General features: G+C 43.8%; 18 protein-coding genes and 1 pseudogene. 7 read left to right on the forward strand and 12 right to left on the reverse strand.

Translation table 11 applies throughout. From position 1 onward, the window contains the following. Nucleotides 1–240 precede the first annotated feature (240 nt). Entirely contained in the window at nt 241–1,713 is a 1,473-nt protein-coding gene (locus ACUVJL_RS28860) for a site-2 protease family protein (protein WP_445248985.1), read from the reverse strand. A 33-nt stretch (nt 1,714–1,746) separates the two neighbouring features. Here ACUVJL_RS28860 and ACUVJL_RS28865 point away from each other — a divergent pair, with 33 nt between their 5' ends. From ACUVJL_RS28865 to ACUVJL_RS28880, 4 genes are all read left to right on the forward strand, one after another. After that, complete coding sequence (locus tag ACUVJL_RS28865; RefSeq protein WP_445248986.1) at nt 1,747–2,421, forward strand: MBL fold metallo-hydrolase; 675 nt, start codon at nt 1,747–1,749, stop codon at nt 2,419–2,421. 353 nt (nt 2,422–2,774) lie between these two features. Next, on the forward strand, nt 2,775–3,335 hold the full coding sequence (locus tag ACUVJL_RS28870; protein ID WP_445248987.1) for a sugar O-acetyltransferase: 561 nt from the start codon (nt 2,775–2,777) through the stop codon (nt 3,333–3,335). A 189-nt stretch (nt 3,336–3,524) separates the two neighbouring features. Then, complete coding sequence (locus tag ACUVJL_RS28875) at nt 3,525–3,989, forward strand: hypothetical protein (protein ID WP_445248988.1); 465 nt, start codon at nt 3,525–3,527, stop codon at nt 3,987–3,989. Between the two features lie 473 nt (nt 3,990–4,462). Beyond that, complete coding sequence (locus ACUVJL_RS28880; protein ID WP_445248989.1) at nt 4,463–6,868, forward strand: sensor histidine kinase; 2,406 nt, start codon at nt 4,463–4,465, stop codon at nt 6,866–6,868. Between the two features lie 731 nt (nt 6,869–7,599). Here the strand turns inward: ACUVJL_RS28880 and ACUVJL_RS28885 are convergent. Beyond that, a complete protein-coding gene (locus tag ACUVJL_RS28885; protein WP_445248990.1) occupies nt 7,600–8,199 on the reverse strand; it encodes a cytochrome b/b6 domain-containing protein in 600 nt (199 codons plus the stop codon). A gap of 197 nt (nt 8,200–8,396) precedes the next feature. Between ACUVJL_RS28885 and ACUVJL_RS28890 the strand changes: the two genes are divergently transcribed. Both ACUVJL_RS28890 and ACUVJL_RS28895 read left to right on the forward strand, forming a co-directional pair. Continuing rightward, nucleotides 8,397–8,978, forward strand: a complete 582-nt coding sequence (locus ACUVJL_RS28890) for a manganese efflux pump MntP (RefSeq protein ID WP_445248991.1) — start codon at nt 8,397–8,399, stop codon at nt 8,976–8,978. A 138-nt stretch (nt 8,979–9,116) separates the two neighbouring features. Beyond that, nucleotides 9,117–9,215, forward strand: a pseudogene (locus ACUVJL_RS28895) (glutathione S-transferase family protein); the annotation flags it as partial. A 178-nt stretch (nt 9,216–9,393) separates the two neighbouring features. On the opposite strand, the gene ACUVJL_RS28900 reads toward ACUVJL_RS28895, so the two are convergent. The 9 genes from ACUVJL_RS28900 to ACUVJL_RS28940 all read right to left on the reverse strand — a co-directional run bounded on the left by ACUVJL_RS28900 (nt 9,394) and on the right by ACUVJL_RS28940 (nt 14,185). After that, on the reverse strand, nt 9,394–9,894 hold the full coding sequence (locus ACUVJL_RS28900; protein WP_445248992.1) for a hypothetical protein: 501 nt from the start codon (nt 9,892–9,894) through the stop codon (nt 9,394–9,396). An 83-nt stretch (nt 9,895–9,977) separates the two neighbouring features. Beyond that, nucleotides 9,978–10,376 (reverse strand): hypothetical protein, encoded by a 399-nt coding sequence (locus ACUVJL_RS28905; RefSeq protein WP_445248993.1) that lies wholly within the window; start codon nt 10,374–10,376, stop codon nt 9,978–9,980. 144 nt (nt 10,377–10,520) lie between these two features. Beyond that, nucleotides 10,521–10,808 (reverse strand): hypothetical protein, encoded by a 288-nt coding sequence (locus ACUVJL_RS28910; RefSeq protein ID WP_445248994.1) that lies wholly within the window; start codon nt 10,806–10,808, stop codon nt 10,521–10,523. Next, on the reverse strand, nt 10,808–11,110 hold the full coding sequence (locus tag ACUVJL_RS28915) for a hypothetical protein (protein ID WP_445248995.1): 303 nt from the start codon (nt 11,108–11,110) through the stop codon (nt 10,808–10,810). The genes ACUVJL_RS28910 and ACUVJL_RS28915 overlap by 1 nt, the downstream gene beginning before the upstream one ends. Before the next feature lie 75 nt (nt 11,111–11,185). Further along, complete coding sequence (locus tag ACUVJL_RS28920) at nt 11,186–11,428, reverse strand: hypothetical protein (protein ID WP_445248996.1); 243 nt, start codon at nt 11,426–11,428, stop codon at nt 11,186–11,188. Further along, nucleotides 11,425–12,636 carry a hypothetical protein gene (locus tag ACUVJL_RS28925; RefSeq protein ID WP_445248997.1) on the reverse strand — a complete coding sequence of 404 codons (1,212 nt, stop codon included), beginning with the start codon at nt 12,634–12,636 and terminating at the stop codon, nt 11,425–11,427. The genes ACUVJL_RS28920 and ACUVJL_RS28925 overlap by 4 nt, the downstream gene beginning before the upstream one ends. Then, on the reverse strand, nt 12,633–13,385 hold the full coding sequence (locus tag ACUVJL_RS28930) for a hypothetical protein (protein ID WP_445248998.1): 753 nt from the start codon (nt 13,383–13,385) through the stop codon (nt 12,633–12,635). Before ACUVJL_RS28930 ends, ACUVJL_RS28925 begins: the two co-directional genes overlap by 4 nt. 83 nt (nt 13,386–13,468) lie before the next feature. Next, on the reverse strand, nt 13,469–13,843 hold the full coding sequence (locus ACUVJL_RS28935) for a hypothetical protein (protein ID WP_445248999.1): 375 nt from the start codon (nt 13,841–13,843) through the stop codon (nt 13,469–13,471). Between the two features lie 3 nt (nt 13,844–13,846). Continuing rightward, nucleotides 13,847–14,185: a hypothetical protein gene (locus ACUVJL_RS28940; protein ID WP_445249000.1), complete on the reverse strand. Its 339-nt coding sequence runs from the start codon at nt 14,183–14,185 to the stop codon at nt 13,847–13,849. 377 nt (nt 14,186–14,562) lie between these two features. On the opposite strand from ACUVJL_RS28940, the gene ACUVJL_RS28945 reads away from it, so the two are divergent. After that, entirely contained in the window at nt 14,563–15,126 is a 564-nt protein-coding gene (locus ACUVJL_RS28945; RefSeq protein WP_445249001.1) for a C39 family peptidase, read from the forward strand. A gap of 132 nt (nt 15,127–15,258) precedes the next feature. Here the strand turns inward: ACUVJL_RS28945 and ACUVJL_RS28950 are convergent. Continuing rightward, nucleotides 15,259–15,744 (reverse strand): hypothetical protein (locus ACUVJL_RS28950; protein ID WP_445249002.1); only part of this gene is annotated, 486 nt, incomplete at its 5' end.

Raw genomic sequence — 15,744 nt, forward strand, 5'->3', positions numbered from 1 at the left:
GTCGATTCGATGTTTAGTAATTGGCAGGTTGTTGTTGAATTAATGTCTTTGTCTCCACATAAACTACCTAATTACCAACAAGGAATAAGAGCTATGAGGCTTATTCTATCAGCGTTATAAGCGACTTGTCGCCCCGACAGGTATTTTGTCGTGCTCACGTCTAGAAAGAGCGGGTTGATAAATGCTAAAGTCCCTAGGATTTATGAACCTTTTCCCTCTTCCTCCTTCCTCTTCTTCAGACTAAACATTTAACCACTCAAGGAGTATCCGGGGCGCCGGCAACAAAATAATTAACAAAAGCCCGATCGCCAGCAACCCCAAAAAATCCCGCCGATTATCCAATTCGCTGACATCATTGAGGGCCGGTTCGTCGTTTAGTGGCGTCAAAAACAAAATAATCGCCCACAGCAGCAAACCCTGTTCCAAAAAAGAAAGCAGCAGCATACAAAGTCTAGCAACTTGCCCGATCGCCATACTCGCTCGCTGACCGAACATCGCGTGCACAATGTGCCCGCCATCGAGTTGTCCCACTGGCATCAAATTAAACGCCGTCACGATCAAACCCAAATAACCCGCCACCGCTACCGGATGCAAATTGATCGCAGTTTCCGCATTCAAAGCACCGCCCAAGGTTAACTTGCTCAAGAGAGTCATCAGCAGCGAAAAATTGGGTTTGAAAGACTCAAAATTTAACATTCCCGACTTTTCAGACAGCGGTACAATAGTGGAATGATTCAAACCCCAAATCAACAACGGCAGTGTCGCAACTAAACCGGCAAGCGGCCCGGCAATGCTAACATCAAATAGAGCTCTGCGGTTGGGAATTGGACTCCGTATTTGAATAAAGGCGCCAAAAGTTCCCAAGAAAAAAGGAATCGGAATAAAATAAGGCAAAGTCGTGCGAATTTTGTAAAATCGGGCAGCTAAATAGTGGCCGGATTCGTGAATTGCCAAAAATGTGATTAGAGAAAGCGAATAAGGCAAACCCTGGAGCAATATTGACGGGTTGGACTGCAAAGCTTGTTCAGTAACTCCGGCCATTCGCGCCCCGACAAGCGTAGTCGTAAACACCGCGATCAAAAGCAAAGCTAAGGCAAAAAACGGCCGGGTTACAGATTCGGTTTTGACAGGAGTTTCTCGTGATTGGTGGCTGGGATTGGGAACTAGGGCAAAAAACGGTTGACCGCTCAAGCTGTTTTGAAATATTACTAAAAAGCGATCGCCAAAAAGCCTCTCCACATTCTCCCGAATTGCCTGATAAGCCGCCTCCGGGTTCGTGCGCAACTGTCCGCGACAAATTACAGCCTGCGGCCGAAATTCCAAATCTCGCAAAAAGTAAATTGACCAAGGAAAACAATCGCGCAAACTCGCTTCTTCCGCTGCATCGATTGGGCGCAGGGGCGGTTTTGGCTTTGCAGGTTCAGTCTCCGAGTCTGCTACCTGCCCAACAGTTTCGCCGGTAATTTTCTTGCGCCCCAACTGTACCAAAAACCAAGACAAAAAAGGGCAAACCAGAAAAGGTATAATTACTATCTCCGGGGGTACTGTTTTGCTCGTGCCGTTAACTAAAACCCAACCACTCCAAATCAGCGCTGGCGCCATCATTACCAGCCACAGCAGCCATACCGGAGTTCGGGTGATGCGGCTGGTGCCCTTCTGTAACAAGTAGTATGATATCAGCCCCAATACGAACAACCATAGTAAAAAGAACATAATATTTATCCCATTCCCTTCTGAAATACTTCCTTGAAACAACAGAGTTCAGTCTCCAAACAACCCAGGCCCGTGCTGGACAATATCTTTGCTTTCCCGCCTAACCGGGATACCCTCGGTGCGACAGCTTATTTCATTGTAGAAAACCAATCGAACATCCTGGTGGATTGTCCTGCTTGGGATGAGATTAACCAAACCTTTTTGCTTTCGCGCGGCGGTGTGCGACTGCTGTTTCTCACCCACCGCGGCGCTATCGGCAAGGCGCGGGAGATTCAGGAAGCCACGGGGTGCGATATCCTGATTCAAGAACAGGAAGCTTATTTGCTGCCGGGATTGAAGGTGACGGTTTTTGAGCGAGAATTTGCTGTGAGCGATCGAATGAAAGCATTTTGGACTCCAGGCCATTCTCCGGGTTCCTCTTGCCTTTATGATAGTCGTAGCGGTGGAGTGCTGTTTTCGGGCCGACACTTGCTCCCCAATCGAGAAGGTGCCCCTGTACCGCTTTTGACGGCAAAAACTTTTCACTGGCCCCGGCAAATTAACAGCGTCAAGTCAATTATCGATCGATTTTCGCCCTCCACTCTGCAATATATTTGCCCCGCTGCCCATACTGGTTTTTTGCGATCCAAAGGCTCGATCGATCGAGCTTTTGAGCAATTAACCAACCTGGATTTAGCCGTTTGTTTGCAGTCCAAACCAGACATCTAAATGTATGCTGCAACATCAAACAATGGTTTGACGCGCTAATTATAGCGGTAAGATGCGCCCCTTCTTCGTGTCAACTTAAAACTGGAACCATTGATAAATATCGGTTTTACCTGAGTCTAGATCCCCTTCGCATCCCCCTTAAGAAGGGGACGAAAGATCGGACTATTGTCCCCCCGGACGCGAAGCAGGCGCTTGGGGGATCGAAGCCTAATAGTCAAACAGCAGACCGATATTACGTTTAACCTGTTTGTTGACACGAAGAAGGGTGCGGTTCGGCGCACCCTTCATTATTCTTCAGTCTCAAGCCAGAGGGAGGAAAGTTTGTATAGTGGCCGTTACCACCACCGATGCTTATGGAAAAAACCGAAAAACAAAAAATGCTCGCCGGCGAATTGTATTTAGCTGCGGATGAGCAATTGATTTCAGAGCGCCAGCGAGCCCGCCGCCTCGCCAGAACCTACAATTCTACCCGCGAAGACGAACCAGACAAACGGTTAGAAATTATCGCGGAATTATTCGGTGCAGTCGGGCCGAAAGTTGAAATCGAGCCACCTTTCTACTGCGACTACGGCAGCAATATTTATGCTGGAAACGGATTGTATATGAATTTTTGCTGCGTGATTCTCGACTGCAATCGAGTTAACATTGGCGAAAATTTACTGTGCGGGCCCCGGGTGCAAATTTACACCGCTTTTCACCCCACGGACCCGGAAATTAGACTTTCTGGTCGAGAGCTCGCCGCTGAAATTAATATTGGCAATAATGTTTGGATTGGCGGTGGCAGTATTATTTGCCCAGGAGTCACTATTGGCGACAATAGCACGATCGGTGCAGGCAGTGTGGTTGTCAAAGATATTCCCGCAAACGTCGTGGCGGCGGGGAATCCTTGCCGAATCATCCGGCATCTACCTTGATGTGGTACGATCGACACAATCGTGCGATCGGCTCTTCGGAGCTTAACCCAAAAATTTTAGGTATTAGAACAGCCGGTTTGAGATTTTCCACGTAAAATCCCCGAAAAAAACCGTGGAAGAAATGTAAAATCTCAAATCTCAAATCCCTTAATTTCTCGTTTCCGGTTTCCACACTACCAAGCTTTTCTTATGACGACTGCAACAGTTTATCCCAACGCTCCCGATCTCTGCACCGACGACTACATAGCAATCGGTTTAGCTACCTGCTTCATCAAAGAAGAAGGCGAAGTTTTTGAAGTGCAAGTAATTGAAGCTATTCCCTCAGCAGCTTTGGAAGCAATTGTCAAAGGAATTCCCACATCCTATTTAATGGCTTGGGGGACGACTTTGGGAGCAGTGCTCGACGGCGAAACACCCAAAATGTTGCCAGAATTCCCGACATCAGCTCAGTTTAGCGAAGAATTTGGCTTTCGAGCGATCTCCGCTGCCCGCACTTACAAAATCCGCCCCCAAGCTCAACTTCACATTCCCTTGGGAACAGTTCGCAACGACTTTACTTATTCCTTAGAACGCAAAAGAGTGCTCAACTCCGAGCGCATCATTCGCACTGAAGACAATGTGAAACAGCACGAACACACTCACAAGGTTCTTTAAACAAATCGCGCAACTGGGGTTATTTAGCAGAGCCTCAGCCAGCGGATGCAGGGAAAATAGTTGTGAGTTTCTCGATGTGAATTAAAGATTTAACCAGCTTTTCATTCATTAATGAAGGAAAAGCTCTTAATATTTCAATATTAAGACCAACGCCAAATATCTCAAACTAGGGTGTACCTTACCTCATAAGACAAACGCCGAACATCTCAACGTAGAGTGATTCGTGCGCACCTCACCTAATCAACATAAATTATTAAGGACTGTTAAGAAAAGTCTTAAATTGTTGATTAATTTTTTTAATTACTAGAAAAGATAGTAGAATTTTTTATTGCAGTTTAAGAGTGTGAACCTGCTGGCGGGAAAAAAATCAAAAATCCCCGCAATTATTCAATGCTAGTAGTTTCAGACTATTGGCAGGCTGGGAGTACATCGCAGGTAAGCTGAGGATTTCAATCTCACAAATTGGTCAAACAATGGGAAGCTTTGCGAGAGTTAAGTGGTGGAAATTAACTCGACTATTGCCAGGGGGATTTAAGGGCGAATACTATCTTCCCTACAAAACTGCGCTGTTAATTTTGGGCGTAACAATTATGGCAGCTAGCATCACTGGTTGTATCAGCTATCAAAGCGTTCGCCGCTTGATTATCAACAATTTAGAGCGCAATGCTTTGTTAGAAGTTAGGGAGCGCGCGAACAAGATCGATCGCTGGATCGGCACTAGAAAGGCTGAGATCGAAACCCTCGCCAACACTCCTCCGGTTCGTTCGATGGATTGGTCAGTGGCAGAGCCTTATTTAAAATCGGAAGTAAATCGACTGCCAGAATTCCAGCATTTGGCATTAATCGCTCCCGACGGTTCTTATTTCACCACAAAAGTCGGCAGAGCCTTGATTAATGTCAAGGACCGCTCACACTTCAAAAAGGCAATGGCTGGGGAAGTTTATGTTTCTGACCCTACAATTTCTCGCACGCTCAAAAAACAAAGTATTGTTCCCATTTCGGCTCCGGTGTGGTCAAATTCGACAAATTCTATTTATAAAACAGCATCCAAGCCGATCGGAGTAATGAACGGCGTCATTAGCATCGACCGAATGGCCGAAGTAGTAGAAAAGCTGGAATATGGGGCAGGAACTTACGCTTTTGTTCTCAATTCTCAAGGAGTGCCGATTGTCCATCCCGACCCTCGATTAATGGGAAATATCGACAAATCGGCTCCCAGTTTGTTAGAGTCCGCAGATGCTAATTTGACGAATGTAGCTCGGGAGATGGTTTATCAAAAAACGGGCATTTTGCTGACTAAAATCAACGACGCCAGAGTTTATGTTGCCTATCTTCCTTTAGAACAAGCTGAATGGTCGATCGCCGTTGTAATTCCCCGCGACAATCTCGAAAAAGAACTGCTCCCCTTTAATATACTAGCTGTAGCGGCCGCCGTACTTGCGGCCTCCGCTATTTTCTCCGCAATTGTGGCACTCAAGCTGTTTGCCCTAAATTGCTTTCGCACTCGCAAAGAAGCTTTTCTCCACCGCTTGACTGGTCGCATTCGCGCTTCCTTGGATCTCGATCGCATCCTGCAAACTACAGTAGACGAACTGGGTACTTTGCTGGAGCTCGATCGAGCAATTTTCGGATGGTACGACCCCCGACAAGATACTTTAGAATTTGGCTGGGAATATTGCCGGGAAGGTGTACCCGGGGGCTTGGGAACCTTCGGCGTTCCAGGAGGGCCCTCTGGAGATTTAGCTGCACGGCTTCACCGCGGACAAACGATACTGCTATATAAAACCGCCGCCCCTGATGCCACAACGTCTCAGGAACGCGCCCATATCGAACTCACAAACAGCCACTACGCAGCAGTACCCGTACTCACTCAGACTAATCGGCTCGGATATCTGTTCGCCTGTGCAAACCGGCGGTTTGCGACTCCCGACGAGGTGGAAGTTTTGGAAGCAATTGCAGAGTCGCTGGCGATCGCAATTTCCCAATCCCAACTCCAGGGGCAAATTCAAGAAGAACTCAAACTTTTGGAAGAAGTATTCGCCAAACTTAGAATAACCGAAGAGCATTTAGTACAAAGGGAAAAAATAACAATGGTGGGTCAACTTGCCGCCGAAGTTGCCCAGGAAATTAATAACCCGATTAACTTTATTTACGGCCGCCTGATTCACCTCAACGATTATATCAAAGATTTGCTTAAGATAATTCGCCTCTATCGCGAACAATATCCCCAACCTGTGCCGCGAATTGCCAAAGAAATAGAGGCCGGCGACCTAGATTTTATCAGCCAAGAGTTGCCGCAAATTCTCAATTTATTGAAAATAGGAGCCGATGGCATTCGCCAGATAGTCATTGCTTTGCGAAAATTTGCGCTTCCTGACGAACCCAACAAAGAACACGCCAACCTTAATGAAAGCATCGAAAATATTTTGCTGTTGCTAGCGAGCCGGCTGGCTCAAAAAATATTAGTAGTCAAGGAGTACAACAACCTGCCGCCAATTTTGTGTTATCCCGGTCAACTGAGCCTGGTATTCGCGAGTCTCCTCAGCAATGCTATTGATGCTGTGAACAGTATTGAAAACTCCGCTCAAATTATTACCATTAAAACACATATTGTCGAGGATTCTCCCGGTAGGTTTATTGCAGTCTCCATCGCCCACAACGGCTCCCGAATTCCGCCGGAAACTCAACAAAGAATATTTGAGCAGTTTGACCATACTAAATCATTTAAAAATTTTACCGGATTGGATCTGTCGGTTTGCTATAAAATTATTGTAGAATTGCACGGTGGCAGCCTTACAGTTGAATCTCCGCTTCAATCTCCAATTAAATCTCAAACTGGGGGCGGTGCTGAGTTTATGGTAAAATTGCCGATCGTTTGATATCGCATCTTGCCGCCAGGGAAACCCGTCGCAAATCTTGCAAGCTCGCTCGGCGAAAAGCTTAATGTCGGTTTGTAGTGATATCATTTCCGGTTACACCGGAATGATGTTGACGGTTGACGGTTGACGGTTGACTGTTCACGGCGTCAACAGTCAACAGTCAACAGTGAACTCGAATTTACTATTCCGATGCTAACGGATTTGATATGAGGACTTTAGTGCTGATAAAACCGACGGCCCAAGTCCTCACTACAAACCTGATTATCATTTTTAGGACTAAAACCAACTGTCACACATACAGCAGTTTTTAGCAATATGAGGTACAGTCTGGCGTGGGGCATGGGGCATGGGGCATGGGGCATGGGATTGCCCCGTGTACCTCATAAACCTGCAATCTGCTGTAAGTCAGCTTGTATGGTGCGTCAGACTCGGTTATTGGGCAATTATCAAGGGTGTGAGGTTCTGGGGTACCCTACCAATTGTGCCAGTTGGTCTTAGTCCAGATTTTTTAACCAAACTTGATATATAGCAATCCTTGCAGGAGTCGTAAATTTTTTACCCCACCCCAACCCTCCCCGCGAGTTCGGTCCGGGAGTAAGAAATTCACCAATGATTTAGGATTGCTATAATAGGATTAGGAAAATAATAAAGGTGCAACCACAGCAAACAACCAACCTCCCATTACCAAGACTTCCGCAACAATTAATAAAATATTTCTGTTCATTTTCAAATTAAGAGCGATCGACCAAAGAGCGAATTTTCTTCCACCAAGCAGCCGGGGAATCCTCCGGGCGATACGCGGCATCAAACATCGACAAAATTAGTGGCAAACCCCCCACCTTCGCACTCATCAACAAGTGCATTGCCAGACAAAACACCAATACTGCCCAACCAGAAGCGTGCAAATAATACCAAACCTGCGTCAATTCGCCAGCCGGCAGCCATTCTTCCTTAACCATACTGCCAGAAGCGATCGCCCAAGTCAGTGCTAGCAACATCAACGTATTCACAATCCGGTGCAAACTGTACCACCAAAGCGGTTTTCCCAACTGCGTTAGTGTCGCAAAAGAATCAGGCTGCACCAAGCGTTTTTGACCTGCGTGGAAACTGTACAATGCAAAAGTCGGCATTACTCCTAACAGCAACATCTTGCCAAAAGTGCCGTGAATCCCGATAATATCTGCAATCTGAGGCACGGGGACTTTGCCCAACCGCCCATCGTAGGTGTTGTAAACCACAAATGCGCTCAACATTGCTAAAAGGGCGATCGCAGCATTAACCCCGTGCAGTAACCTGAGCAGCAGTGGCTGGTACAATCTAGATTGCGGCATCGTTAATTATGCTACTTGATAAATAATCTTTTACATAATACAGCTAAGCGCCGATTTTTTCAACCCTCGCCAATTGTGAAATAAATCTGAGATAAAAATGAAAAGATTATGATAAAAACGCAATATTATCAAAGTTTAGTGTAAAATAAAATTGTCAAGAGGAACACTTTATTTATAACACCTAACACTTTACAAAAATGGATGCAGCCACTACCATCTTACTTTCTTTGGGACTAGCAGCAGATGCTTTTGCTGTCGCTGTTTCGAGCGGTTTAGCAATCAAACACATGAAGGTGAATAAAGCTTTAAAAATCGCCTTGTTTTTCGGAGTGTTTCAAGCTTTAATGCCCGTCCTAGGATGGTTGATCGGTCTTAGTTTTAGTTTTTTGATAACACCGATCGACCATTGGATAGCTTTTGGGCTGTTGAGTTTCATTGGCGGTAGAATGATTTACGAATCGCTGCAAAGCGAAGAAGGCGAGAAAAAGTTTAATCCCTTAGATACGGGAACTTTGATAACGCTGTCGGTGGCGACGAGTATCGATGCCCTCGCAGTTGGCCTCGGATTTGCTGTCCTGAAAGATTCTATTGCTCTTGCGGTGACTGCGATCGGATTTATTACTTTCTTTTTAGCCTTTGCAGGCGTGTTTATCGGGCACAAGTGCGGCAACTTGTTTGCTAATAAAATTGAGATATTGGGCGGAGCAATTTTGATTTTTATTGGCAGCAGAATCTTGTTTCTGCACTTGACAGAATTGCCCTTAGTTATCGGTCATTAGTCCTTAGTCATTAGTCATTAGTCCTTAGTCCTTAGTCGAACAGTGACATCAGAGTCTCGGGTAGCTCCAATTCCCAATTCCCAAATCCCAAATCCCAAATGCTACAATAATAATATTGCGTAAAAGGATAAAAATTCCGTGCTGAAACTTTACGGCGGAGTCCGCAACAGGGCGTCAATAGTCCAATGGTATCTAGAAGAAATAGCGGTTCCCTACGAATTCGTCATGCTGGATATTTTTAATACAAAATCAATAGTTTCAGCCATTTACTCTCTAGTTTCTAGACTGTTTCTAGTTTACTAACGTGTTTACGTCGTTTCAGGCGCTGAGTTAGCTTACTTTGAGAGCGTGGCTGTCTAGACGTTTTCTAGCCTACACCCACAGACAAAAACCCGTTAACCTTACTAATGTTCTGTTACCGACACCACACCGTATCCGCACGACTACCTAGTGGACGTAAATTATCATTGTGGGAAGTGATAGCTACCTTGTACCAGATATCGCCGTAACTGGGTAATTTTATGGCACTGCCATAGGGCAGATTATCGAGCCTGTAGGCGCTAAACCCGCGCTCTATCATGTCCTTTCGAGTAAGTACCTGTGACCAGTAAGCTGGTTTTTCGGAGCAAGCTGTTTTTTCTTGTTGGCACGGAAGTACGATCGCTTCACTCTCGCTGTGTGCATCTTGTGATTCTAACTTTTTGGGTTCCGACCGAGGGAGCGGGTTCAACATCCCGTCGTGCTGTACGCAACCCTGCTTAACTAACTCGATAAATTTATCCACTGCCTCGCTCATGTTGCCAGTCATTTTTAGAAGCTTGACCGTTTCAGGTCTGAGTGTCAGCGTTACGCGCACTGCATCTTTTCTGTTTGCACCAGGTTTTAGATTTTTTAAACTTTTAGGGCTAACTTCCATGTATTTATCTCTATTTCTGAGCTTAGCCGCCCGTGTTAGGCGGCTATTTGTGAAAATGAACTTAAAACGGATGGTCAGAGATATCAGCACTCCTCAGTTTCTTTAACTTTCTCGTGACCGAGTGCTGATTCTATCTTTGAAACTTTTTCGGCTAAAGTCTGAAACTGAAGCTCTATCGATTTAAGGCTATCTTGCAAACTCACTCTCTCGGCTCCCAATAGGTCGAATAAACTATTAGAAAACTCAAATTCACTATCCTTATCAAGCAGTGCGGCCAGTTCAGTTAAAAAAGTTGCCTTAAAAGCCTCTAAATCAACACTTAAACCTTTATCAGCCAATCTGTCAATTAATTCATTGACTCTTTCTGCAACGATATTTAAGCGGTTTTCGATTGCTCGCACCGCCATTGCGTTCTTCATTGCAATAGTTACAAAGTAAGTAAATTCGTGCTTGGCACTGTCAAAAAGAGGTAGTTTCTGCATTTGATTTGTGAAATAAAAGGATTAGTTTAACGTCAATTTCGGACGGCGTTTACCCTGCTTTAAGAGCAAGCATTTGGACACCTCCGTTTTGAAAACGATACTGTAACAAACAGTGTTGGAGCTGTTAATACAACTAAAGGCGCTTTACCAGTCAATAATTTCTTCAGAATCAAGCTCAGTAAGTTGGTCAAGCAAGTCTGGAGTTGCTCTTGTTATCTCTGGAGATACTTCGATTAAGCCAATTTCTAGGCTATCGTTACTTTTTAAGAGCTTGTGATGCTCAAAAAGAGTAGAGCAATTATACGCATCGACATATAGAAGAAGTGCAGCGCGAACAACGTCTGATAGATTACACTTCTTGTCGGTGCAAATATTTTTCAGCGATTCCATCAACTCAGGTGATATCCGAGTATGAATCTCGTTTTTGCTCATCAGAACTCTTCCTCATTAACCGAGTAGTCTGCCAGCTTTAGCAGCTCTTGAAAGATAAGTGTGTCGGTTACACCAAAAGTTTGATTTAGCAATAGCTCAAGGAATAACAGGTGGCGGTGTACATCGTTTGTTGTGACATTTGAGACAAAGGAAATTATTGTGTCACCCTGATTTTTATAAGCGTTAATTGTACGTAACGCTTCCTGTATTTTTTGTTTAGCTAATTCTAAACTTTCGATTGCCTCTCTTGTTGAGACTGAAATATCAGCCATATCGTCGTAGTATTCGTGGATGTTGTTCATATCTGTTTCCCTCTGTTTTTAAGTATATTTTCTGACTTAGCCGCCCGTGTTAGGCGGCTATTTGTAAAAATAGACTTAAGCTAACCAATTGCGACGGCGCAACTGCACTAACCTAAATATTTGTTTTCGGCAAACTTCAAGTAAGTCAACTGCTAAGCTCAGGTTTAGTTTGACAAACTTCATATGTGAAGTGGGTATCAAGCCGTTAATCTCTTCAAGCAACCCTTGACAAGCTGAAATAGTCTCACAAAACTTAGGACTTTTAACCAAGTTTTCTACCTCTTCAATCCAACCGAAATCTACGTTTTTAGTTTTCATTTTCGCACAAATTTGTAAATGTACTTTCCTCCTTTAGGCATCACACCCCAACCTAAAGCTCTCACATCCATCTGAAGTTGATCGGGTTTAACTTTAGGTATTAACCCCGATTCTGCGTGAGAATCCATTCTTTCTTTTAGGCTTTTAGGGTCTACCTCAACCAAAATACTGGGTGGACTTGATGCCCATTCCTTATGTGGAATTCCCGACAATTCAGCTAAGGTGTCATTCAGGATAGTTTCGTAAATCCCCTCTTTTGAGTTTTCCCGAAACTCAAAATATCCCTCAAAAAAAGTTAAAGCTTCACTTAGGGAACCCCACACACCCGTAGACAGACCAGAAGCTATTACATCCACAACTAGCTTCCACTGTTGTAAAGAGTAACTAGACGGTAATTCGTCTTGCACCTTAAATTGAAATTCGTCGTGTAAGTCCCAGCTTAAAGGATTGTTCCAAAACTTACTTAACTCTTTTTTCAGGGAGTTAATAGCTAATTTGTCAGGATTTTTTAAACCCTTCAAGCTCAAACCTGACTTAAACTTGATAGTCAACAACCGTCTTTTTATTTCACTACTACCAATTCGCCAAACAGTAGTAAAAACTTTCGGGCAAAACACGTAGAAAGGTATATTTTGCCCTTTCCCGTTAGAGATGCTTTGTTTGTCTGTGTACCTGTCGTATCCATTGAGAAGTGCGGTCAATACGTCTCTCTCTTCAAAGAACTCACTGTCAGCATTGTCGAGTAGATAGAAACAGTTCTTTTCAGTCGAAAAAGTATTAGGGTCTACCCATCGAATCTGATTGATATCATTCTTGATACTGGCGGCGGTTGAACGGGCATTAAGAATGCTACCTGTCACGCGAGAAAAAACCTTGATACATTCACTCTTCCCGGAACCCGGTTCACCTCTTAACTCAAGTATGGGAAGGATATCACACAGAACACTAGGGGTAGAAGCGTAAGCCGCAAGCAGTGGGTAAGCAATTTCAGGGTTGGGAATTGCAACGGTTAAACGAAAAAGGTTTTCAATTTTTTTACCAATTGATTCACCTTCAATCAGAAGTTTATTGCTATCGTCCTGTTTCAATCTTTTGAGCCTCGCATACTTACCTATATCTAACTCGTCACTTCCCGTAGTCTCCTGTCCTTCCTCGGTAGGGTTTTGTAAAGCTTGCTGGATTTCTGGTGGTAATTCTTTTTCCGTCATTTCCACATTCTCGCAATCAGTCCAAGTGTTTTAATGAGTGCTTGCTGCTCCTCTATACCTTCTGGGGTGGATTGTTTGATTGCGAGTAGCGCTCCTAATTCGTACAAGGAGTTAACTGCATAATCTTTGCCTAAGTGTCGTTTGGCAAACTCCCACCTTGCCTCTAGTTTCTCGCTTTCGCTTTCAGGTTTTTGGTAAGTTTTCCCACCACTAGAATTTGAAGAAGCAACGGACAAAACGACTTTGTCCGTGTCGGTTAACTGGTTAAAATCTACTTTAACGGCAGCAATTGTGTTTTTAACCCTAGCTTCCCAGAAAGCTATTACCGTTTCTTCTTGAGGAACTTTCATGTCCTCCAGAAACTGAGGTGCTACATAAGGTGCGATAACTGCCGAAACACAATCCCCGTCAATGTTCTTTAAAACATCTTTAGCGAACCCATAAAGGTAATTTTCACTAGGCTCTACTTCTTTGTCCTCAAATTTTTTCGTTTCATTATTCCAAGTAGGCTTTTTGTCTTTGTAAAAACTCAAAAGAACTTTTTGCCCGTCAACTTTCCAAGTTTTGTCTTTAGAGTTCTCTATTCCGACACACTGAGATGACAGAACTCCATAAAAGCTCACGTATTTGTCATCTACGGCGTAACACGCCTCTGTAAAAACAATCCGATCGTGAATGCTCACTCGGTCGGATACAACAAATAGACGATGAGGTTTGTTGTCTTTGCCTTCGTAAAAACTTATGGTCATTTTTTTTGGTGGTAGTTGAATTGTCCGTGAGTGTATTTCTGAGCTTAGCCGCCCGTGTTAGGCGGCTATTTGTAAAAATGGACTTAAACGAAGAGACGATTCTTACAAAACATTCGGAACAGTTCGCGGGCGTTTTCTTCCGAGGGCTGTTCTTGGCAGTATTCGAGAAAGTCAAGTATAGTCTCAGCCAGCAAGTCAGTTAATTCGGTTTCGTTGGAACCTACAAGCCAACCCTGTCTAACCCCGTCAAACAAGAGCTGATAAAACTCTTTGAGAAAGCAATACTTGATGTAATTCACATCGTAGTGAATAAATCTTTTTTTGGCTGTTGCCGTTTTGGGGCTTTCAATTTTGAGAAATGACCCTTTGAACTGAATCATTCCATCTTCTTGAAGCATCTCAATTTGAGGTGAGATAAGGCTCCGAGTTTCGTGCCAGGGGGTAGTTTCAACTTCCATTGTTTATTCTCCAAAAATTAACTCAAGTTTTTCTTCGAGTGCTGTTGCCAAATGAAATAGAGATGATTTTACTTTACTTGGCAACTTTAATGTTGCGTAGTTACTAGCTACAAAAAGTATCTGTTGCATCGTAATTTTATTAGACGCACACAGCATTAAATGCTTGAGCCGTGCAGAATCAGTCAATATCCCTTTTGGTTCAATTACTAAAAAGTCAAAAGGGATATGTTCCGGTTGCATAGCCCAGTGTCGGACACTTTGTTCAACAACATTTTTGGGTACAACAACCAAATCCGCACGGTAAGTAACTGCTGAACCTAAATCACTTTTTGGAACTACCAAAAAATTTACCTGCGTTAAAAGCTGTAAGTTAATTGGTAGATTGAGTAAAACGATTCTATAGCAGTAATACTCGTGCATCGAATCGAACTGGTAACATCTTTTTAGAATTGAGGAATCTAAGTCTTTTATAAGCCTAAACTCACGAGTTCCAAAAGAACCGTCCCAGTATGCAATGTTTTTAAGCGGGTCATAGTACACCTTTATATTGTTGTACTTGCGCTTCTGTTGGTTCACTATTTCATTTTCAAGATTCGGTTTTTTTGTTCTTAGTTACATTGTGCAGTCAATTTATTTTGTTTTGTTCTCGAAATGTCACAATAATTATTAATAAAGGTTACAATAAATTGACAATGTACACTCAGTGGTTCTATAAAGGTATGAATGACAAATTAAAATCAAAAAGGGATAATGTTCGATTAATCGTTCCCTACAAAACGCAGCTAGACAACAAGTTTGAACCTTACTCAACTTGTAACGTTACGAGTTTGGCCATGTGCTTAGAATATTACGGTGTAGGACTTGTAAGTACTTTCGGCGGTGTCGTCAGGGAGAATAAAAATATTCAACTTGAGGACGAACTTTATCGGTATATGTCTGATAAGGGATTGAATAAACATTACCCCGAGGATTTGGCGAAAGTTGCGCGCATTTATGGGATTAAAGATGATTTCACCGCTTACGGTACTTTCGACCGCTGTAAACAACACTTAAGTAATGGAAATCTCGCAATTATTCACGGTTATTTTACTCAACCGGGTCACATCATCGTTTTAGTAGGGTACGACTCCGATGGGTTTATAGTTCACGATCCATATGGTGAATGGTTCCAGACTGGCTACCGCACGGATTTAAGCGGGGAATATTTACACTACAGCTACGATTTAATAGAGAAAACCTGTGCTTACGATGGTCAGTTCTGGGTTCACTACCTAAGCAAGTAAGTGTATTTCTGAGCTTAGCCGCCTAACACGGGCGGCTATTTGTGAAAATGAAGACAAAAGGAAAGCTAGATTCACACTATACGCATGATGTGAATCTAGCTTTTTACTTTCCGTGCCGTGCGATCGCTCTAGTTAAAACTCAAGCAATAGGTCGTTTAACTGCTGTCGCGTTGGCGGAAATTGTCCGCCCCGTTCGTAGTGAACTAACAAGCGCTTGTAAGTTACTCCGCTGTTCCAGTCACCAAAATGTTTGGCGTAGGCGTAAATACCTTTATATTTTGCTTCCGCTACCAGTTCAAACCTATCTTTGGGAGCTAGCCGCTCTTTAGTCGAGCGGTAGTGTTGGCTTATTTTTGCGGGGTCGGGTAGTGGCTCGTAGTATTCAGATGCAATATTGTCAACATAATCCAAAACCCGCATGGTGTTGATAGTGGCTGGCATCCAACAAGCTAGCTTGAGTACCGCCCTGGGCGGCAACAAAAAGTTAAGGCTCGGTTTGCCTATCCAGCACAACCCCAGTACAGGTTCTGCATCAGCCAAGTGTGTTTCGGGACACCAAAACATACCGTCCCCCCGCAGTTGGGGGTCAAAGTAACGAATTAAGCGATCGGTAGTTTT

It is taken from the genome of Microcoleus sp. OTE_8_concoct_300 (assembly GCF_031383065.1).
Classification (GTDB): domain Bacteria; phylum Cyanobacteriota; class Cyanobacteriia; order Cyanobacteriales; family Microcoleaceae; genus Microcoleus.

Excerpts from the sequence above, each read along its gene's own strand:
- ACUVJL_RS28860 (WP_445248985.1), bottom strand. The coding sequence starts at position 1,713 with ATGTTCTTTTTACTATGGTTGTTCGTATTGGGGCTGATATCATACTAC.
- ACUVJL_RS28870 (WP_445248987.1), top strand. The coding sequence starts at position 2,775 with ATGGAAAAAACCGAAAAACAAAAAATGCTCGCCGGCGAATTGTATTTA.
- ACUVJL_RS28875 (WP_445248988.1), top strand. The coding sequence starts at position 3,525 with ATGACGACTGCAACAGTTTATCCCAACGCTCCCGATCTCTGCACCGAC.
- ACUVJL_RS28880 (WP_445248989.1), top strand. The coding sequence starts at position 4,463 with ATGGGAAGCTTTGCGAGAGTTAAGTGGTGGAAATTAACTCGACTATTG.
- ACUVJL_RS28885 (WP_445248990.1), bottom strand. The coding sequence starts at position 8,199 with ATGCCGCAATCTAGATTGTACCAGCCACTGCTGCTCAGGTTACTGCAC.
- ACUVJL_RS28890 (WP_445248991.1), top strand. The coding sequence starts at position 8,397 with ATGGATGCAGCCACTACCATCTTACTTTCTTTGGGACTAGCAGCAGAT.
- ACUVJL_RS28900 (WP_445248992.1), bottom strand. The coding sequence starts at position 9,894 with ATGGAAGTTAGCCCTAAAAGTTTAAAAAATCTAAAACCTGGTGCAAAC.
- ACUVJL_RS28905 (WP_445248993.1), bottom strand. The coding sequence starts at position 10,376 with ATGCAGAAACTACCTCTTTTTGACAGTGCCAAGCACGAATTTACTTAC.
- ACUVJL_RS28910 (WP_445248994.1), bottom strand. The coding sequence starts at position 10,808 with ATGAGCAAAAACGAGATTCATACTCGGATATCACCTGAGTTGATGGAA.
- ACUVJL_RS28915 (WP_445248995.1), bottom strand. The coding sequence starts at position 11,110 with ATGAACAACATCCACGAATACTACGACGATATGGCTGATATTTCAGTC.
- ACUVJL_RS28920 (WP_445248996.1), bottom strand. The coding sequence starts at position 11,428 with ATGAAAACTAAAAACGTAGATTTCGGTTGGATTGAAGAGGTAGAAAAC.
- ACUVJL_RS28925 (WP_445248997.1), bottom strand. The coding sequence starts at position 12,636 with ATGACGGAAAAAGAATTACCACCAGAAATCCAGCAAGCTTTACAAAAC.
- ACUVJL_RS28930 (WP_445248998.1), bottom strand. The coding sequence starts at position 13,385 with ATGACCATAAGTTTTTACGAAGGCAAAGACAACAAACCTCATCGTCTA.
- ACUVJL_RS28935 (WP_445248999.1), bottom strand. The coding sequence starts at position 13,843 with ATGGAAGTTGAAACTACCCCCTGGCACGAAACTCGGAGCCTTATCTCA.
- ACUVJL_RS28945 (WP_445249001.1), top strand. The coding sequence starts at position 14,563 with ATGAATGACAAATTAAAATCAAAAAGGGATAATGTTCGATTAATCGTT.